16 protein-coding genes are annotated in these 17,032 nt (G+C 44.5%); 9 read left to right on the forward strand and 7 right to left on the reverse strand.

Annotated features, from left to right (window positions below; all coding sequences use genetic code 11):
• Positions 1-43 precede the first annotated feature (43 nt).
• The 5 genes from FM038_RS23720 (at position 44) to FM038_RS23740 (ending at position 4,588) form a co-directional block, all read left to right on the forward strand.
• On the forward strand, positions 44-1,261 hold the full coding sequence (locus FM038_RS23720) for a beta-ketoacyl-[acyl-carrier-protein] synthase family protein (RefSeq protein WP_142873506.1): 1,218 nt from the start codon (positions 44-46) through the stop codon (positions 1,259-1,261).
• A complete protein-coding gene (locus tag FM038_RS23725; protein ID WP_142873505.1) occupies positions 1,258-1,758 on the forward strand; it encodes a hotdog family protein in 501 nt (166 codons plus the stop codon). The genes FM038_RS23720 and FM038_RS23725 overlap by 4 nt, the downstream gene beginning before the upstream one ends.
• The gene (locus tag FM038_RS23730; protein WP_142873504.1) at positions 1,755-2,489 is read left to right on the forward strand and encodes a 3-ketoacyl-ACP reductase FabG2; all 735 of its coding nucleotides are present in this window, start codon (positions 1,755-1,757) and stop codon (positions 2,487-2,489) included. The genes FM038_RS23725 and FM038_RS23730 overlap by 4 nt, the downstream gene beginning before the upstream one ends.
• Positions 2,490-2,595: 106 nt before the next feature.
• Complete coding sequence (locus FM038_RS23735) at positions 2,596-3,831, forward strand: beta-ketoacyl-ACP synthase (protein ID WP_419555655.1); 1,236 nt, start codon at positions 2,596-2,598, stop codon at positions 3,829-3,831.
• Between the two features lie 13 nt (positions 3,832-3,844).
• Positions 3,845-4,588 carry a hypothetical protein gene (locus FM038_RS23740; RefSeq protein ID WP_142873502.1) on the forward strand — a complete coding sequence of 248 codons (744 nt, stop codon included), beginning with the start codon at positions 3,845-3,847 and terminating at the stop codon, positions 4,586-4,588.
• Between the two features lie 81 nt (positions 4,589-4,669).
• Here the strand turns inward: FM038_RS23740 and FM038_RS23745 are convergent, their stop codons facing one another.
• The 6 genes from FM038_RS23745 to FM038_RS23770 form a co-directional block, all read right to left on the reverse strand.
• Positions 4,670-5,263, reverse strand: coding sequence for an FMN-dependent NADH-azoreductase (locus FM038_RS23745; RefSeq protein ID WP_142873501.1), 594 nt, complete (start codon positions 5,261-5,263; stop codon positions 4,670-4,672).
• Between the two features lie 175 nt (positions 5,264-5,438).
• Entirely contained in the window at positions 5,439-5,897 is a 459-nt protein-coding gene (locus tag FM038_RS23750) for a thioesterase domain-containing protein (protein WP_142873500.1), read from the reverse strand.
• 53 nt (positions 5,898-5,950) lie between these two features.
• Positions 5,951-6,388: a D-aminoacyl-tRNA deacylase gene (gene dtd, locus FM038_RS23755; protein WP_142873499.1), complete on the reverse strand. Its 438-nt coding sequence runs from the start codon at positions 6,386-6,388 to the stop codon at positions 5,951-5,953.
• A 58-nt stretch (positions 6,389-6,446) separates the two neighbouring features.
• A complete protein-coding gene (locus FM038_RS23760; RefSeq protein WP_142873498.1) occupies positions 6,447-7,016 on the reverse strand; it encodes a hypothetical protein in 570 nt (189 codons plus the stop codon).
• Between the two features lie 4 nt (positions 7,017-7,020).
• Positions 7,021-7,965, reverse strand: a complete 945-nt coding sequence (locus tag FM038_RS23765) for an alpha/beta fold hydrolase (RefSeq protein WP_142873497.1) — start codon at positions 7,963-7,965, stop codon at positions 7,021-7,023.
• Positions 7,962-8,936 (reverse strand): virulence factor BrkB family protein, encoded by a 975-nt coding sequence (locus tag FM038_RS23770; protein ID WP_229601143.1) that lies wholly within the window; start codon positions 8,934-8,936, stop codon positions 7,962-7,964. Before FM038_RS23770 ends, FM038_RS23765 begins: the two co-directional genes overlap by 4 nt.
• 141 nt (positions 8,937-9,077) lie before the next feature.
• On the opposite strand from FM038_RS23770, the gene FM038_RS23775 reads away from it, so the two are divergent.
• The 4 genes from FM038_RS23775 to FM038_RS23790 all read left to right on the forward strand — a co-directional run bounded on the left by FM038_RS23775 (position 9,078) and on the right by FM038_RS23790 (position 14,178).
• Positions 9,078-9,299, forward strand: a complete 222-nt coding sequence (locus FM038_RS23775) for a hypothetical protein (protein WP_142873496.1) — start codon at positions 9,078-9,080, stop codon at positions 9,297-9,299.
• Between the two features lie 54 nt (positions 9,300-9,353).
• Positions 9,354-10,001: a DUF2959 domain-containing protein gene (locus FM038_RS23780; protein WP_142873495.1), complete on the forward strand. Its 648-nt coding sequence runs from the start codon at positions 9,354-9,356 to the stop codon at positions 9,999-10,001.
• Positions 10,002-10,355: 354 nt separating this feature from the next.
• Positions 10,356-11,570 (forward strand): 4Fe-4S binding protein, encoded by a 1,215-nt coding sequence (locus FM038_RS23785; RefSeq protein ID WP_142873494.1) that lies wholly within the window; start codon positions 10,356-10,358, stop codon positions 11,568-11,570.
• Between the two features lie 640 nt (positions 11,571-12,210).
• Positions 12,211-14,178 carry an ORC-CDC6 family AAA ATPase gene (locus FM038_RS23790; protein WP_142873493.1) on the forward strand — a complete coding sequence of 656 codons (1,968 nt, stop codon included), beginning with the start codon at positions 12,211-12,213 and terminating at the stop codon, positions 14,176-14,178.
• Between the two features lie 714 nt (positions 14,179-14,892).
• On the opposite strand, the gene typA is transcribed toward FM038_RS23790, so the two are convergent.
• Complete coding sequence (gene typA, locus FM038_RS23795) at positions 14,893-16,704, reverse strand: translational GTPase TypA (RefSeq protein ID WP_142873492.1); 1,812 nt, start codon at positions 16,702-16,704, stop codon at positions 14,893-14,895.
• Positions 16,705-17,032 lie beyond the last annotated feature (328 nt).

Below are 17,032 nucleotides of genomic sequence, written 5' to 3' on the forward strand. Positions count from 1 at the left end.
TGACTGAGCCATCCATTACCTAAGAATTAGATTGATAGAGATAATGACTAGAATAGCCATCTCAAACCTAGGATTGTGTACGCCTCTGGGGCAAACTGCTGAAGCGGTATTAGCCAGACTCATTGCCGGAGATATAAGTGCAATGACGACGCGATCCGATCTCATACCAGATACTAAAACCTTAGTGGGTGAGGTCAGTTATGATCTGCCCGATGTGCCTGAACACTTAGCTAAGTTTAGCTATCGCAATAACCGTTTAATTCTGTGTGCGGCTAAGCAGATTACAGATACGGTAATTCAAGCTAAATCACAGTGGGGCAGCGAGCGGATAGGCATAGTTATTGGCACGAGCACTTCAGGCATAGCACAAGGTGAAGACGCTTTAGCTGAAAAAGCTAGATCTGATAGCTTTCCAGAGCACTACCACTATTCGCAACAGGAACTTGGCAACAGTAGCGAATTTTTACGCCAATACTTCAATATCACGGGTCCTTGCTATACGGTATCGACTGCTTGCTCCTCTAGCGCCAAAGTATTTGCCAGTGCTAGGCGATTACTGCAAGCGGATCTTTGCGATATGGTCATAGTCGGTGGTAGCGATAGTCTATGTAAGCTGACACTCAATGGTTTTAGCTCCCTAGAATCTGTTTCTAAGGGCCATTGCCTACCTTTTAGCGCCAATAGAGATGGCATCAATATTGGCGAAGGCGCGGCACTCTTTACCCTCGAAAAGCTCACTTCAGCTCATCAAGATTATGATGTACTACTGGCTGGCGTGGGAGAATCTAGCGATGCCCATCATATTTCTGCCCCGCACCCTGAAGGGAGAGGAGCCATAAGTGCTATCGAAGCAGCGCTCGATGATGCAGGCTTATCGCCGCAAGATATTGGCTACATCAATCTTCATGGCACTGCGACGCAAAAGAACGATGCTATGGAAAGCCGAGCTCTAGAGCAGATCTTCAATACGAATATTCCACCATGTAGTTCGACCAAGCCACTGACAGGTCATACTTTAGGTGCCGCAGGCGCTATCGAAGCGGCATTTTGTTATTTATTACTCAGTAAACATAACGTGCAAGGTAATCTACCCCCTCAAATTTGGGACGGTGTGCAAGATCTCAATGACCCACAGCTTCCCTTAGTTCGTTCTGGACAAACGGCCACGATTAACTATGCCATGAGTAACTCCTTCGCCTTTGGCGGCAGTAATGCCAGCCTCATACTCGCCAAAAATGAGCAAGGGCTAGATAAACTATGAGCCAATTGAAGCTATCGCCTGCTGTAATCAAACAGATGCCAGTATCTGAAGTCGTTCCCCATAGAGATCCGATGATCTTAATCGACCAACTTTTAGAGCATGGTATAGATACCTTGTTAACCCAAGTCAATATCAGTGAGTTAAGCCCCTATTTTGATGATGCGCACAAGGGGGTGCCTAACTATGTTGGTATCGAATATATGGCTCAAAGCATAGCGGCTCTAGCAGGTGTTGAGGCTAAGATCCGCGGCGATAAAATTCGCGTAGGCTTCTTACTCGGCACTCGAAAGCTCAAGATGCATATTCCCTATTACAGCCAAGGCGAAAGCTATCAGACTCGAGTGTCTCGCCTCTATCAGGAAGAGGCAGGGCTTGCGGTTTTTGAGTGCAAAATTTTTCACGAACAGACACTTGTCGCAGAAGCCAATATCAATGTATTTCAGCCTCAGGATGCACAAGCTTATATCTCTGAGAGCACGCAGGAAGAGAACAGATGAACACAGAAAAAAAGCGCGTCCTAATTACAGGCTCTAGCCGCGGAATAGGCAAAGCCATCGCCCTACAGCTGGCCGAAGCAGGCTTCGATATCGCTCTACACTTCCATACGAATATCGATGCCGCCGAGCAAACCAAATCAGAGTTGAGCGAACTAAGTGTTTCAGTCTCTTGCCTGCAATTTGATATTGCCGATCGTGGACAAGTCAAAGCAGCCATTGAAGCGGATATTGAACAAAATGGTGCTTATTATGGCGTCATCCTCAATGCCGGAATTAACTGTGATACCGCCTTCCCTGCCATGACCGAAAACGAATGGGATAGTGTGGTCCACACTAATCTAGATGGTTTTTACAATGTGATCCATCCAACTATCATGCCTATGATCCAGACTCGTCAAGGTGGTCGTATCATCACCATGGCGTCCGTTTCTGGTATCGCTGGCAACCGTGGTCAGGTGAACTACAGTGCATCAAAAGCTGGCATCATTGGTGCAACGAAAGCACTGTCGTTAGAGCTGGCAAAGCGTAAAATTACCGTCAACTGTATCGCACCAGGTCTTATCGAAACCGACATGGTGGCAGGTATTTCTAAAGATATGGTGAAAGAGATCGTGCCCATGCGCCGTATGGGCAAGCCATCAGAAATTGCCGGACTGGCTAAATTCCTGATGTCCGAAGATGCAGCTTACATCACCCGCCAGGTTATCTCAGTCAATGGCGGTATGATATGAATTTAGTCATCCCCGAAATAGCTAAATTTTTGATGTCTGAAGATCCAACCTATACCACTAGGCAAGTGATCTCAGTCTATGGAGGTATGATATGACCTCTAGCTCAATGGGAAGAAGAGTCGTGATCACAGGCTGTGGTGGTATTTCCAGTCTCGGCCATGATTGGCCGACAATTGCCAATAACTTAAAAGCGCAGAAAAACTGTGTGGTACGCTTCGATGAGTGGGATCGCTATGAAGGGCTTAATACCCGCCTAGCCGCACCGGTGACAGATTTCGAAAAACCTAAACATTACTCGCGTAAGCAGATCCGCTCAATGGGCAGAGTATCTTTAATGGCTACTAGAGCCAGTGAGCTCGCCCTTATCGACGCAAACCTACTCAACGACCCCATTATCACCTCGGGTGCTATGGGCATCGCCTATGGTTCATCTACGGGTAGCACAGATCCAATAATAGCCTTCGGCGACATGCTCAAGGATGGCGATATGTCAGGGATCACTGCCACCAGCTATATTCGTATGATGGCCCATACCACAGCCGTTAACGTTGGGGTCTTCTTCGGTCTCAAAGGCCGGGTGCATACCACCAGCAGCGCCTGCACCTCTGGCAGCCAAGGTATTGGTTATGCCTATGAAGCGATAAAATATGCTCAACAAGATTTGATGCTAGCAGGTGGCGGCGAAGAGCTATGCGCCACCGAAGCTGTCGTCTTTGATACCTTGTTTGCCACCAGCACCAAGAATGACTCTCCAGCGCTCAGCCCTAGCCCATTTGATAAGTCCCGTGATGGCTTAGTTATCGGCGAAGGGGCTTGTACTTTAGTGCTTGAAGAACTGGAACACGCCCAAGCTCGAGGCGCTAAAATATACGCCGAAATCGTCGGTTTCGGCACGAACTCAGATGGTTTACACGTGACTCAGCCCAATGCGACCACCATGGAGGTCGCCATAAGACATGCACTGAAAAATGCCAAGCTGGAACCTGAAGTCATTGGCTATGTCAGCGCCCATGGCACAGCAACAGATCGTGGCGATATTGCCGAGACTCAAGCCACCAGTTCAGTATTCGGCCCTCACATGCCCATCTCATCCCTAAAAAGCTATACCGGCCATACCTTAGGTGCTTGCGGGGCACTAGAAGCTTGGCTAAGTATAGAGATGATGAATGCTGGCTGGTTCGCTCCCACGCTCAACCTGACCGAAATCGATCCCGATTGTGGTGAACTGGACTATATCAAGGATGAGATCCGCCAAATTGAAACCAACTATGTAATGAGTAATAACTTCGCCTTCGGCGGCATTAACACCTCATTGATCTTCAAACGATGGAACACAAAATAGAAAGGGAACTCCAATGAAAACACTCGCGCTAGCACTCTGTTTAACCCTAAGTCTGTTCAGCCTAACGCTGTCAGCGAAGACACTGACTGAAGCTCAATATATCGAAGTATTTCAAGGTGAAGATATTCAGCAGCAGAAAGATGCCCTCGCGAGCTTAGTCATGGCGGGAATGTCAGAACCTAAGGTCTATAACAAGATTGAAGAGAATCTGCAAAAGTCGCTGCCATTAGCCGTCGATCGCCACAGCATAGATTACAGCGCCTGGTTATTGAAAGGCTTAGCCTATTCAGGCGATGAGAAATATATAGCCACCTTTAATGCAGTCATAGCGGGTGATTATCACAGTAAATTGCAAAAGTACGCTAGAAAATCACTTAAAATCTTAGATCAATACAAGGTCTGGGCACCGATATTAAGCAATAAGAGTCTCTATGATGATAAGTTCAGTCAAGCGAGTAACGTCTTAGCTAACGCGTTAAGAAGCGATGTTCTGGAACTTAAACTCAATGCAGCTAAACGTGTGATTAATCAAAATATTGATAGCGAGCAGATCAACGAAGTGCTCAATGAAGAACTTAAAGATACCCGACTGCTAAAACATGAAAAGCAGTCAATTCAAGCTTATGCTTATATGGCTAAAGCCTTAGCCATCACAGGTGATGAGAAATATAAACCGACTATAGAACAGTTGGCTCAAGACAGCAGCGAGAAAAAACTGCGTAAATATGCCTCAAAGTACTTAAAAAAGTACTACTAATACAAGTAACTGATACCAGGAACTAAAACCGATATCGATAAATACAGAAGGCGCCCTTAGGCGCCTTTTTACTTACTATCTTTATGCCGCAATAGCATTCAATGCAGCTTTTGCCTCGCTCATACCTTTCTCTGTCGCCTCAGGGCCCATGCTCAAGGCTTCGCCATAGACAGTTTCCACATCATCGATACCGATAAAACCCAGTACCGTCTTCAAATAAGGCACCACATGATCAGCCGAGCTGTCTTTATGTACCCCACCTCGAGTCGTGATCACAATCGCTCGCTTACCTGTGATCAAGCCTTGCGGGCCACTCTCTGTATAGGTAAAGCTCACACCAGCACGAGCAATAAGATCAATCCAGTTTTTAAGCTGAGTCGGAATAGAGAAGTTATACATAGGAGCTGCGATCACTATGGTGTCATGATCTTTAAGCTCTTGGATCAGCTTATTAGATAGACTTAACACCTCTTGCTGACGCTGTGAAAGATCATCTCCACCTTGTAAACCCATGGCGATTTCACCATCGAGAACCGGTAAAGGTTCAGCCGCCAGATCACGAACCGTGATATCGGCTCCCTGCTCAGTCCAATGTTGGCTCAAGTGCTCAATCAATTGACCCGATTGAGAGTAACCACCTAAGATGCTCGACTTTAAAATAAGAACTTTTGACATAGCTGACTCCATTAGATTCTATGATTGAGAGACTCTCTCAATTCGATGAAGCCAGTCTAATAAACGATTAAAGAGAATAAAAGCGGATAAAATCTATCAAAACATCCTAAAAAATAGAATCGTTGTGGTGTGGGGGGACACTCTAAAAGAGAAATGATGGCTCAGGTTTATTCGTCTAAGATATGCTCTGCTTTGGTTTGCTTATGTAGAGCCCCTCAAAGATTGCGCAGCATGTGTTATCACAATAGAGTTTAACCTCGAGCATTACCTTGAGTCGCCGGCCCTTAGATAATACTGACATATCGACCTGTGGCCAACTCACTTTAGCCACAGGTGCGGCTTCAATGGGAGCGATGTATTTTACCTTGGCATCGGCCAAGACGATATCGCCCTCTAAGCCGGCAAGCGACTGCTGTAACCACACCATGCCCCAGCCAGTGAGCGTCATCAGCGTATAAATACTGCCGGCAAACATGGTTTTATGCAGATTGATATTGGGCTCGAGTGGCGCCGTGACCCGAAATTCTTTATTGAAATATGACACAGGCTCGATCTTCATAAAGCCACTGACCGGAATAGTTCTATGCCAAGTCTGCTGCAACTCTGATAAGAGCTTGTCTATATTTTCTGGCATTCCAATACTTCCCAGTCCATCAAACTTATTTGAGTGAGAAAACAAGGTCTAGCCTATACCGTCAGGTTAAAAGTAACCGGACCATCATTGACTAGGCTGACCTGCATATCGGCAGCAAACTCACCGGTCTGGGTTGTCACGCCTTTGGACTGACAGAATCCGATAAACTCTTCATACAATACCTTTGCCTGCTCCGGTGTCCCAGCGCCAGAGAAGCTCGGCCTCAAGCCACGTCCGGTATCTGCAGCTAGCGTAAACTGAGATACCACCAGCAAGGAACCTCCCGCCTGTTGCAGATTAAGATTCATCTTGCCATTCTCATCAGAAAATACACGATAACTCATCACCTTAGTGGCTAACTTCTCCATTTTGGCCGTGTCATCTTCACGCTCGACACCGAGCAATACTAACAAGCCTTTATCTATTGCGCCGATAGTTTCACCATCGACATCCACTTTAGCTTGCTTTACACGTTGAATAAGGGCTATCACGTTACATATTTCTCTTTTTAAGAAATTCCTAGGAACTAGGTCCTAGGAACTTGTTTGATCACAAAGACTGAGCTTGCTGCATTACCGGAATCGGCTTAATCAAATCCTCTGAACCTTTTGGTAGAGAGCGACCAACCTGACGTAAACCTTCGTCGGTCCACAACATGAATCGGCGGATCTCTTCCAGCTCTATCGTATTGACAAAAGTCGCTGCCCCTTGCACCTGAATAACTGCACCGTTATCGCGAAGGGTAAACTTAGCAAAATTCAGCTTATGGTTAAGGGTACCAATCAAGATAAGCAGCTCTTTACTGCCCTTGAGCTTAGGATGAACCGCATAGAAACGATTCATCATGATGCGATCAATACCGTTTGGATTTATACTTGGCTGTAGGACAAACTGGTTATCATCGAACTGTAACGCAATTCGGTTTGGGCTCGCCATCGTTGCCAAGTAATTCTTTTTAATTAAGGCTTCAAATAATGTTTTAGTTGCATCTTCGTTCGACATTCCACCTAAAGTCACACTCTCCGGAGCCGCAGCAGTACTTGCTGGCACATCGCTAGATTCCGTCGCCGCGCAGGCACTTAAAACAATGGCTAAGCCAGCGATCATCAATTTTCTCATTTATCTATTTGTCCTTCATATTATTTGCCATTTCCCGTATGGCATAAACGACTTCACCAAACATTTTATCATTGGCTAACCCATGATACCCGCTTTTAATTACCGAGTAATTGATGATATTTGAACCAAATTCCAATAAAAAGTTCTCAGTAATTTGAGAGGGACAGACCCAATCTAACTCGCCTTGTAATATACGAGTTGGCGCCTGTATACCCGCTGATAATTGTCGCATTAATTGGTAAGCACCGAAATATTGGTGGCTAGCATAATGTAACTCTAATTCAGCCAGGCTTTTACTACTGGTTGACTCTATACAAACTAAATCGCAACCAGGCATTGATAGTGACTGCTCCCACTGAAGCCAGGCTTGAATAAATTCGTGCCGTATATCAACATTCTCATGATTTAAGCCCGCTCTGTATGTCTCGAACAATCGTTCAATATTCGAGGTATAAGGTGCTAGAGCAGTAAAAGCTAAATACTCTGTAGCAAAAAGATTCGCGGCGCCCTTATTGGAGTACAACCAGTTGGTACCATTTTCGCTGGGAATAAACAGCCCCCAAAACACTTGAGACAGCACTCGCTCAGGAAAAGCACCACTGTAAATCAAACCTAAAGTTGCACCAAATGAACCACCCACTAGACACCAACTAGAAATATTCAGCCAAACTCTCACTTTTTCAAGATCTTTAAGCAGAGATAACAGGGTATTGTGCTCTAGCTCTCCAAGAGGCTTAGAACGCCCCGTTCCTCTTTGATCTAACATTAAAATATGAAAGATATCGCCATCAAATAACATCAAGTCATCACTAACACAACCCGCTCCAGGCCCACCATGCAGATACAGAACCGGGATCCCATTAGGATCACCGTATTGAGCCAGATGCAGCTTATGCCCACCTCCTACATCGAGCCAGTCACGGCGGATCAATGCAGGAAGCTCGCTCATGACTTTACCGATGGCTTGGTTGAATGCTTTCCTAGGTGAGGCTTATCTGTGCCCTCAAGCTTCTCGGCCTCTACTTCTACGCTGTGAGTTGAGTAGCTGATGTCCATCTTTAGCTCATCCTTGCCTGATGGGAAATCTGATGTCTGGTGTTTAACAATGGTCTGTTTCTTATCAAGGTACTCTGGCATAGCGGCCGTGATCACGGCGCCAATCAAGACAATCATCCAGGAAAGATATACCCACATAAACAAAATTGGGATAGTAGCTAGCGCACCGTAAATCGCCTCATAACTTGGAAATTGGGTCAGATAGAAGGCGAAGGCTTTCTTACCAAATTCAAACAAGAGAGCAGCAGCAATAGCCCCCAATAAGGCGTGAAAAAATTTAACCTTAGTATTAGGCACCACCATATAGATAAGCAGGAAGGTAGCGACCGAGAAAAACATCGGTAAGCGCTCCACCAGCAATGGCACCACACCTGACAGATCGGCGCCATTGAACACCTTAAGTGACACCACATAGGAAGTAGCCACTAGACTCGCCCCCATAAGCACTGGCCCTAACGTTAACACCATCCAATACATAGAAAATGAAACAGCCATAGAACGCTTCTCTGTAGTACGCCAAATACTATTGAGGGACTTATCTATGTTAGATATCAGCATGATCGCCACCACCATCAATGCAGCGATACCCACAGCCGTCCCTTTGGAGGCATTGTCGACAAATTCATTAATGTAAACCTGTACGCTGTCACCGGCCGAAGGCAGGAAATTATTATAGATAAAGCTTTCTATCTGCTCCCTAATACCGCCGAAAACCGGAAAAGCGGATAGCATAGACATGGTCACAGCGATCATAGGAACCAGTGACAGTAGGGTGACGTAGGCAAGGTGACCTGCGCGTATATTAATCTGATCTTCCGCAAGTCGTTGCTTTAGATGTATCATAAAATGCCAGATGCTCAGCATCAATGTACGAACATGGGTTCCATCTATCTTATTTATCACAGCTATCTCTTGATTCTCTTGATTTAAGGAGTTGGTATTAAATACGTATATTCGTACAATAAAGCTTATAACCTAAGATTTACAAGTGTAAGGAATAAATAGATGTCACAACAAGGTTCTGCAGGCAACGTGATTGCCGCTATCGCAAGCTTCTTCTTTCCTGGCTTAGGGCAATTAGTACAGGGACGGATCATGGCAGCATTGCTTTTCTGTATAATAACTATCGTAGGCTATGCCATGTGGTGGCTGATCTTTCCCGCAATTATAGGCGGTATCGCTCACCTTTGGAGCATCATAGACGCCGCTAGGTTCAGAGCCGATTAAAGGTCTCGACTCACCCCTATTAAGTTTCCTACTATGGACAAGGACTATCCAAAAATGAAGAGATATTTATCAATTGCCATCGTGGCCACCAGCTTACTCTTAACAGGCTGTCAAAGTGCCTATTATGGTGCCATGGAGAAAGTGGGCTACCACAAGCGTGACATAATGGTCGACCGCGTCACCGACGCTAAAGAATCTCAAGAGGAAGCACAAGAGCAGTTCAGTTCAGCGTTAGCAGAGATGCAAGCCTTGCTCAACCACGACGGTGGCAATCTAGAGGCGGCTTACAACAAGGCCAAAGATGAATATGAATCCTCTCAGGATGCGGCCGATGATGTCAGCAATCGCATCGATAAGGTCGAAGATGTCGCCGAAGCACTGTTCGACGAATGGCAAACCGAGATAGGCGAAATAAGTAAAGCCAGTCTGCGCCGTAGCAGTGAGAGTAAGTTGCGTGAGACTCAGCGATCATATGAGCAGTTAGTACGCACCATGAAGCGCGCCGAGAGTAAGATGGCACCGGTACTCACCGCAATGAAAGATAATATGCTTTATCTGAAACATAACCTCAATGCCCAAGCGATTGGGGCCATCAAGGGCGAGTTTGCCAGCCTACAGACAGATATTTCAGGTTTGATCAAAGAGATGAACAAATCTATCGAAGAGTCCACCAAGTTTATTGCTTCGATTGAAGGAAATTAAGATATTAGGCTCTAGGCTCTAGAAAGCTAAAAACTTAAAGCTCTGAGCATGTTATGTTCAGGGCTTTTTAATGTCAGGAACGGTTTAGACCATGGCGGTCAGATATACTTATCCCCGATCGCAAGGATAGCGATGGAGGGGATTTGTATCTGAATACATTATCATATTGCTTCCCCCTACCTCAGCAATATAAAAAAACAAGCCATGTAATCATGCTTTTGTGATGCATCTCCTAGCCTAGATGCTATCTAGACCTATTATTTAGAGATGACACACAAAAGCATTTTCTGGCCAGAACTAACTCTCAATTAACACCTCTGATTGATACAAGTTGTCACTAACATCAGAAACCACATGACCTTTATAGAATCATTAACCTTAATGCTAGCACTCGCCTATAGTGCAAGCTTACTTTACTGGAGTGGAAAAAAATCAGGAGCCGTGACCACTATCATTCTGGCTATTGGCGCCTGTATAAGCTCACTGTATTGGCCCTTAATGATCGCGAGTGCTATCGCAGCATTATCTATCTTCCTGCTAACTAAATTTAAGCCTGAGCTTGCCAAAGGTGAGCAGAGGATAAACACTCTGCGAGATGCAACTCAACATCTACTGGCACTGTCTATGCTGTTAGTCGGGGTTCAATTTGTGATGAACACCGCCATGCTAAAAGCCGGCATCACGCCTTGGCTAATGAGGCCCGATGTTGGTGATGCTTTTCTGCCCATTGCTGGTGGTATCGAGATAAAAGCCATACTCACCTTAGGCCTGTGGGATCAAACGCACCCCGCCGCCGCCGTAATGCTAGCTGTGGTCTTGCTGACAGGACTACTATGCAAACGCGCTTTTTGTGGCTGGGCCTGCCCTTTAGGCATAGCCGGTGAATACCTGTATAAACTCAGGAAGCGTTTTATAAAAAGTGAGATGCTGCCACCAGCCTGGTTGGACTGGCCACTTAGAATGCTTAAATATCTACTGTTAGCCGCATTGCTCTACATCATCATAGGCATGCCAGCTCAATCAATCCCTCACTATCTAGAGGGTAACTATCACAAGATAGCCGATCTTAAAATGGCGCTATTCTTCATGACTCCCGGACTCGTTACCTTAGCGTGCTTCGCGTTCATCTTAGGACTCGCTGCATGGCGTCGTCAGGGCTTTTGCCGCTATATCTGCCCCTATGGTGCCCTGCTCGGTCTATTAAGCTTCCTGAGCCCGTTTAAGATACGCAGAAGCACTCAGCACTGCTTAATCGAATCCAAGGGAATGAACTGCGATAAGTGCACCCGAGCCTGCCCCGCAAACATCTCGGTGCACACTCAGAAGAATATTCGCTCCGACGAGTGCCAAGCCTGTATGCGTTGTGTATCGGCTTGCCCCAAGAAGGAAGCACTGCACTTCAGCACCCGTAATGGGATTAAGCTTTCAGCGAGAGGATTAACCATAATGCTGTTACTCATTATGTTCCTCATCCCACTAGGCGCCTATGTTGGCGGGTTTTGGCACAGCCAAACCTTAGATGCAGATCGTATTTACTTGATACAGCATTTAGGTTCAATTGGACATTGATACATTAGCCTTCAAAATGGATTGGCCTTCGAATGAAGGCTGATTACATTTTCTATATTTGTACATCTGGCTTAGTTGGTATTGGGTGATGTGTTTGAAGATCGCCCCTTCATTGCAACCTACCGCCTGGCCGGCGAGGCATGTGCAGATGCTTCTGCGAAACGCTGTAAATATGTCCCTATACGCTCTGCGATTTCATCCCTGAAATCGAAGCTCGCAGCCGCATATACACTGTTATTTAACAAGAATATTTCTCTTGTTAGATTAGCGCATTGCTATGGGAGCTTGATCTCAAAAGATGCTAATTAGTTACGGCCCCTTTATTCATTTCATCCCAAACCGAAGCCCTCGATCTCACTTACATCTAGTTATAATCTCTTCGATTTAGCCTTATTTTAACAAAGATCCCCCAAAGCTCATTCATCCAAATTAACCATAGAAAGCTAATGAGTAGTAAAAGAAACGAAGCCTGAATTAAGTTATTTTCCTAAAGCTACTTTTGACTTCAAAATCACAGCCATGTAAGGACTTAATTATAGAAAAACACAGTCGGACACACCTTTAAATTTCAATGATTTAAGTTTACCTATATCATTGCCAAAGTTAATGTATTTTGAGTATCTGAATTCAGGAGCAAAGTTTGAAGTCTTTGAGTGAAATACTGGTAACAATGCCGAAACGTGCAGAAAGGAAGCCTGACGACTATTTAGTTAAGTCGTTTGTACATGTAGGTTCTGTTTTTTCACTATTTTCATGCCTTGAAAATCAAATCATATACGGCAGGCGTGGCACGGGTAAAACACACCTTCTTAAATACCTTAAAAACGACGTGCAGAGTCAAGGTGCAATAACTCTAGAACTAGATATGAGAACTATGGGGTCCACTGGTGGGATGTATTCAGACTCTCAACTTAGTTTAAGTGAAAGAGCATCCCGCTTGCTTTCAGATACGCTCTGCGAGATTAGAGAGCAAATCCTTGATACTTGCTACGAACATGATCAATGCGACCTATCCGAGTTAGCACCGCTTTTAGATTGCTTTGTTGAAGAGGCGACTAACATGAGTGTTGATGGCCAATTTGAAAGAGAAGTAAACAAGAAAAACTCCTTTGCCTCTGAGACCTCACGCAACCTAGCAGCCTCAATCGCAAAACAAGCAAGTTTATCAGTAGGACGTAAAAACTTAGAAAAAGAAAGTGACTCAGATTCATTAACAACAAAAGAAACTGGCAAAAAAATTCTTCGGATGCATTTTGGGTCCCTCGCAAAAATGCTTAAACGCATAGTACAAAAACTTCCACAAAACAGGCTTCTAATACTCATAGACGAGTGGAGTGAAGTTCCTTTAGAACTACAGCCTTACCTTGCTGACATGCTTAGGCGAATAGTGTTTGCCATACCGACCATAACAGTAAAAATTGCAGCTATACCTCATCGCTCAAATTTCAGAGCCTGCAGCGATAATGGTGAATTTATAGGCTTAGAAATCACTTCAGATGCTTCTACTTCAATAAACTTAGATCAGTTCATGGTGTTTGATAGCGATAGTGATAAATCCGTAAGTTTCTTTAAAAATTTAATATACAAACATGTAAAAGCGGCAGATAGAAGCAACATGGTTCCTGATGACATTGAATCATTTATATCTCAAATATTCACAAATAAGCCAGCTCTAGAAGAATTTGTCAGAGCAAGCGAAGGCGTTCCTAGAGATGCTATTCATATCATTTCTCAAGCATCACTTAATCAAAACGGCCAGAAGATAGGGGTAAAAACTATCCGAAACGCTGCTAGGTATTGGTACACGACCTCAAAGAGCAAAGATATCAACTCTCGAAAAAAAGCAGTGCAGTTACTTGAGTGGATAGTCAATATTGTAATTGGGCACAAGAAGACAAGAGCATTTCTTGTTCAAAGTGATGTAAATGATGACCTTATAGATTTCCTCTATGATTCCCGTGTTATCCATCTAGTCAAACAAGGCGCTTCGGTTAAATCTATACAGAGTCAGAAATTCAACTTGTACTCGTTAGATTATGGCTGTTATGCACACTTAATTAACACAAAGGAAGAGCCTAAGAGATTGTTATGTGATGATGCCAACTATATTTTAGTTCCCAAAATAGACAATACCTATAATCGGAGTTCTATCTTGAATTTAGAGCGTTACTACAATGCAGGCTTATTGCCCCTAGTGGAGCATACTGATGAAATTGTTCTGCCTAGACAGTTTTATTCTGAGACTACGACTATTCTAGATTTTGATGATGAAATTTTTAACTCGTTCCCCCGATACCTCGAAGCCCAAAAGATTAAAGGGACTGTATTTATCCCTATCATTTTCGCAGGATTGATTATTCGAAAGAAGCAAAAGCAAAAGTGGAGTAGTGGTAGCGAAATTACACATTCAATCAATACTTATATTGTGTCAGATAAAGATAACGCCAAAATTCCAAACAATATTTCTAGGGCTCTGAGAAGTGAATTGTTGTTGAGTGAAGGTTGGCTCGTTAGACATTCTACATCAGATTCACCAGTTTTTAGTTTATCTGACAATTGGGAAGAACACTGGATCTATTACTTTAAGTGTCCACCTCCACAGACTTAAAATACTATATATTCACTAAGTTAGATCATACCAAGGTCATAGATTCTGAACATACTATCTTTCTCATCTATACCCAAGATCTTGCTTGATACTCCGCATTGCCAAATCGAAGAGGTGGATAACCCGGTGTGAACGCGGCTGTGACCTTCCGTGACACGGATGTCACGGCAAAGCCCACAGGGATTGTGCTTGCGGCGTGTCACAGAAGTGGTTGCACTTAAGCCCACGGCAGGTGATAGATATCAACGAAGCTATACTTACCAGATGACATCCAAATACAAAGCCAGCCCAATGAATCCGCAATAGATATTTCAGGAACTTGTTATCCAACAAGTCATCACGTTTTGTCCAGAAACAAGTTTCAAACCAGTAGATCTAAAATCGAAGATATAAATACTCAGGTGTGAACACGGCTGTGACTTTCGACAGCAAGGACGCTGTCGCAGAGGCTATATGGACCCTTTCCGTCAATAGAGAGGACGCCGTGTCACAGAAGTGGTTGCACTTAAGCCTGCTGCAAGCAATAAACATCAATGCCGCTACGGTAATGAGCAAACTAATCAAATAACAATAAAGCCAAATGAATCAAACCAATAAACTGACACTATCTGCCAGGCTGCAGATAACAAAAAGCCCTGAGCATTTACATGCTCAGGGCTTTTCTTACGAAATTCGAAACCTTACGTTTCGATTAACGTAACTAACTCGAAGAGATTACTTACGGTTGTGACGCTTACGCTCGTTCTCAGACAAGAAACGCTTACGAACACGAACGTTCTTTGGCGTTACTTCTACTAGCTCGTCATCATCGATAAACTCAAGCGCTTGCTCAAGTGTCATAGTGATAGGCGTAGTCAATACTTGCGCTTCATCGGTACCCGATGCACGCATGTTAGTTAGCTGCTTACCTTTCAAACAGTTCACTGTTAAGTCATTTGCGCGAGCGTGAAGACCAACAACTTGACCTTCATAAACTTCTGCAGCGTGACCAATAAACAGACGACCACGCTCTTGAAGATTAAATAGAGCGAAGGTCAATGCCTTACCGGTAGCGTTAGAGATCAATACGCCACGAGCACGCTGACCGATATCACCACCTTTCACTGGACCATAATGGTCGAATGAATGGTAGATAAGACCTGAACCAGAAGTCGCTGTCATGAAATCAGTTTGGAAACCAATCAAGCCACGGCTTGGGATAACGAAATCGATACGTACACGACCCTTACCATCTAGCTGCATGTCTTTCATGTCACCCTTACGGATACCAAGCTTCTCGATAACGCTACCTTGATGTTGCTCTTCAACATCGACAGTTAACGTTTCGAATGGCTCACACATCTCGCCGTCGATCTCTTTAACGATAACTTCAGGACGTGAAACAGCTAGCTCGTAACCTTCACGACGCATATTTTCAATTAGGATTGACAGGTGAAGCTCACCACGACCAGAAACACGGAAACGATCCGGGCTTTCAGTCTCTTCCACACGTAGTGCTACGTTGTGTACTAGTTCCTGCTGCAGACGTTCAAGGATGTTACGTGAAGTCACGTACTTACCTTCTTTACCTGCAAACGGAGAAGTGTTGACCTGGAAGGTCATAGTCAGAGTAGGCTCATCGACAGATAACGCAGGCAAAGCCTCTACATTAGTCGTAGCACAAACAGTATCAGAGATAAGTAGCTGACCCAGACCTGTGATAGCCACGATGTCACCGGCATTACCGACTTCTACTTCGTTACGATCAAGACCCATGTAACCTAATACTTGGCCAACTTTACCGTTACGCTTAGTACCATCGGCACTAATTATGGTTACTTGCTGGTTAGTCTTAATGCTACCGCGCTTGATGCGACCGATACCGATAACGCCCACGTAGGAGTTGTAATCGATCTGGGAGATCTGCATCTGTAAATCACCTTCTGCATCAGCATCTGGTGAAGAAACTTTCTCGACGATTGTTTCGAACAGCGGCGTCATGTCGCCTTCTGAGATGTCTGGGTCTAGACCAGCAAAACCGTTTAATGCAGAAGCATAAACGATTGGAAAATCTAGTTGCTCATCGGTAGCACCTAAGTTGTCGAACAGGTCGAAAACTTGGTCGATAACCCAATCAGGACGCGCGCCAGGGCGGTCAATCTTGTTGATTACGACAATAGGCTTAAGGCCTAGGGCGAAAGCTTTCTTGGTTACGAAGCGAGTCTGTGGCATTGGGCCATCGACAGCATCAACAAGAAGCAATACCGAGTCAACCATAGATAGAACACGTTCTACCTCACCACCGAAATCGGCGTGACCAGGAGTATCAACGATGTTGATACGGTAATCGTTCCACTTGATGGCAGTATTCTTTGCCAGAATCGTGATTCCACGCTCCTTTTCAAGATCGTTCGAATCCATCACCCGCTCAGTGGCTTCTCCTCGAGTTTCAAGGGTTCCAGACTGCGCCAGCATCTTGTCTACCAAGGTAGTTTTACCATGGTCAACGTGTGCAATAATGGCGATGTTACGTAAATTCTCTAACACAGATAAACCTCTTACCATCAAAATATAGGGGGTATTTGTAACAGCTTAAATAATAGCTGTTGCAATAAAAAACGTGCCATTCTACTCTAGCCGAGGGCTCTCGCACAGGATTATTTTTTAGTCAGCTATGAATAGTTTGTTTTATATGCCTTCGCACCATAATGGTGATTGCACCAAGATCGAACTTTGCATGCACCAATGTAGTGCGAATACTCATAGCTGTGCGCTCTCCGCCTTTTTAGTTCCCTTTAAAATCATATCGTTACGTTTTTGGCATGAGTCTAGCTTATTGAAAGCAATAATCGTATAAAAGCGTTAATGAAGTTTA

Origin of the sequence: Shewanella eurypsychrophilus (assembly GCF_007004545.3) — a bacterium.
GTDB classification, from domain to species: Bacteria; Pseudomonadota; Gammaproteobacteria; order Enterobacterales; family Shewanellaceae; genus Shewanella; species Shewanella eurypsychrophilus.

Excerpts from the sequence above, each read along its gene's own strand:
- FM038_RS23720 (WP_142873506.1), top strand. The coding sequence starts at position 44 with ATGACTAGAATAGCCATCTCAAACCTAGGATTGTGTACGCCTCTGGGG.
- FM038_RS23725 (WP_142873505.1), top strand. The coding sequence starts at position 1,258 with ATGAGCCAATTGAAGCTATCGCCTGCTGTAATCAAACAGATGCCAGTA.
- FM038_RS23730 (WP_142873504.1), top strand. The coding sequence starts at position 1,755 with ATGAACACAGAAAAAAAGCGCGTCCTAATTACAGGCTCTAGCCGCGGA.
- FM038_RS23735 (WP_419555655.1), top strand. The coding sequence starts at position 2,596 with ATGGGAAGAAGAGTCGTGATCACAGGCTGTGGTGGTATTTCCAGTCTC.
- FM038_RS23740 (WP_142873502.1), top strand. The coding sequence starts at position 3,845 with ATGAAAACACTCGCGCTAGCACTCTGTTTAACCCTAAGTCTGTTCAGC.
- FM038_RS23745 (WP_142873501.1), bottom strand. The coding sequence starts at position 5,263 with ATGTCAAAAGTTCTTATTTTAAAGTCGAGCATCTTAGGTGGTTACTCT.
- FM038_RS23750 (WP_142873500.1), bottom strand. The coding sequence starts at position 5,897 with ATGCCAGAAAATATAGACAAGCTCTTATCAGAGTTGCAGCAGACTTGG.
- FM038_RS23760 (WP_142873498.1), bottom strand. The coding sequence starts at position 7,016 with ATGAGAAAATTGATGATCGCTGGCTTAGCCATTGTTTTAAGTGCCTGC.
- FM038_RS23765 (WP_142873497.1), bottom strand. The coding sequence starts at position 7,965 with ATGAGCGAGCTTCCTGCATTGATCCGCCGTGACTGGCTCGATGTAGGA.
- FM038_RS23770 (WP_229601143.1), bottom strand. The coding sequence starts at position 8,936 with ATGCTGAGCATCTGGCATTTTATGATACATCTAAAGCAACGACTTGCG.
- FM038_RS23775 (WP_142873496.1), top strand. The coding sequence starts at position 9,078 with ATGTCACAACAAGGTTCTGCAGGCAACGTGATTGCCGCTATCGCAAGC.
- FM038_RS23780 (WP_142873495.1), top strand. The coding sequence starts at position 9,354 with ATGAAGAGATATTTATCAATTGCCATCGTGGCCACCAGCTTACTCTTA.
- FM038_RS23785 (WP_142873494.1), top strand. The coding sequence starts at position 10,356 with ATGACCTTTATAGAATCATTAACCTTAATGCTAGCACTCGCCTATAGT.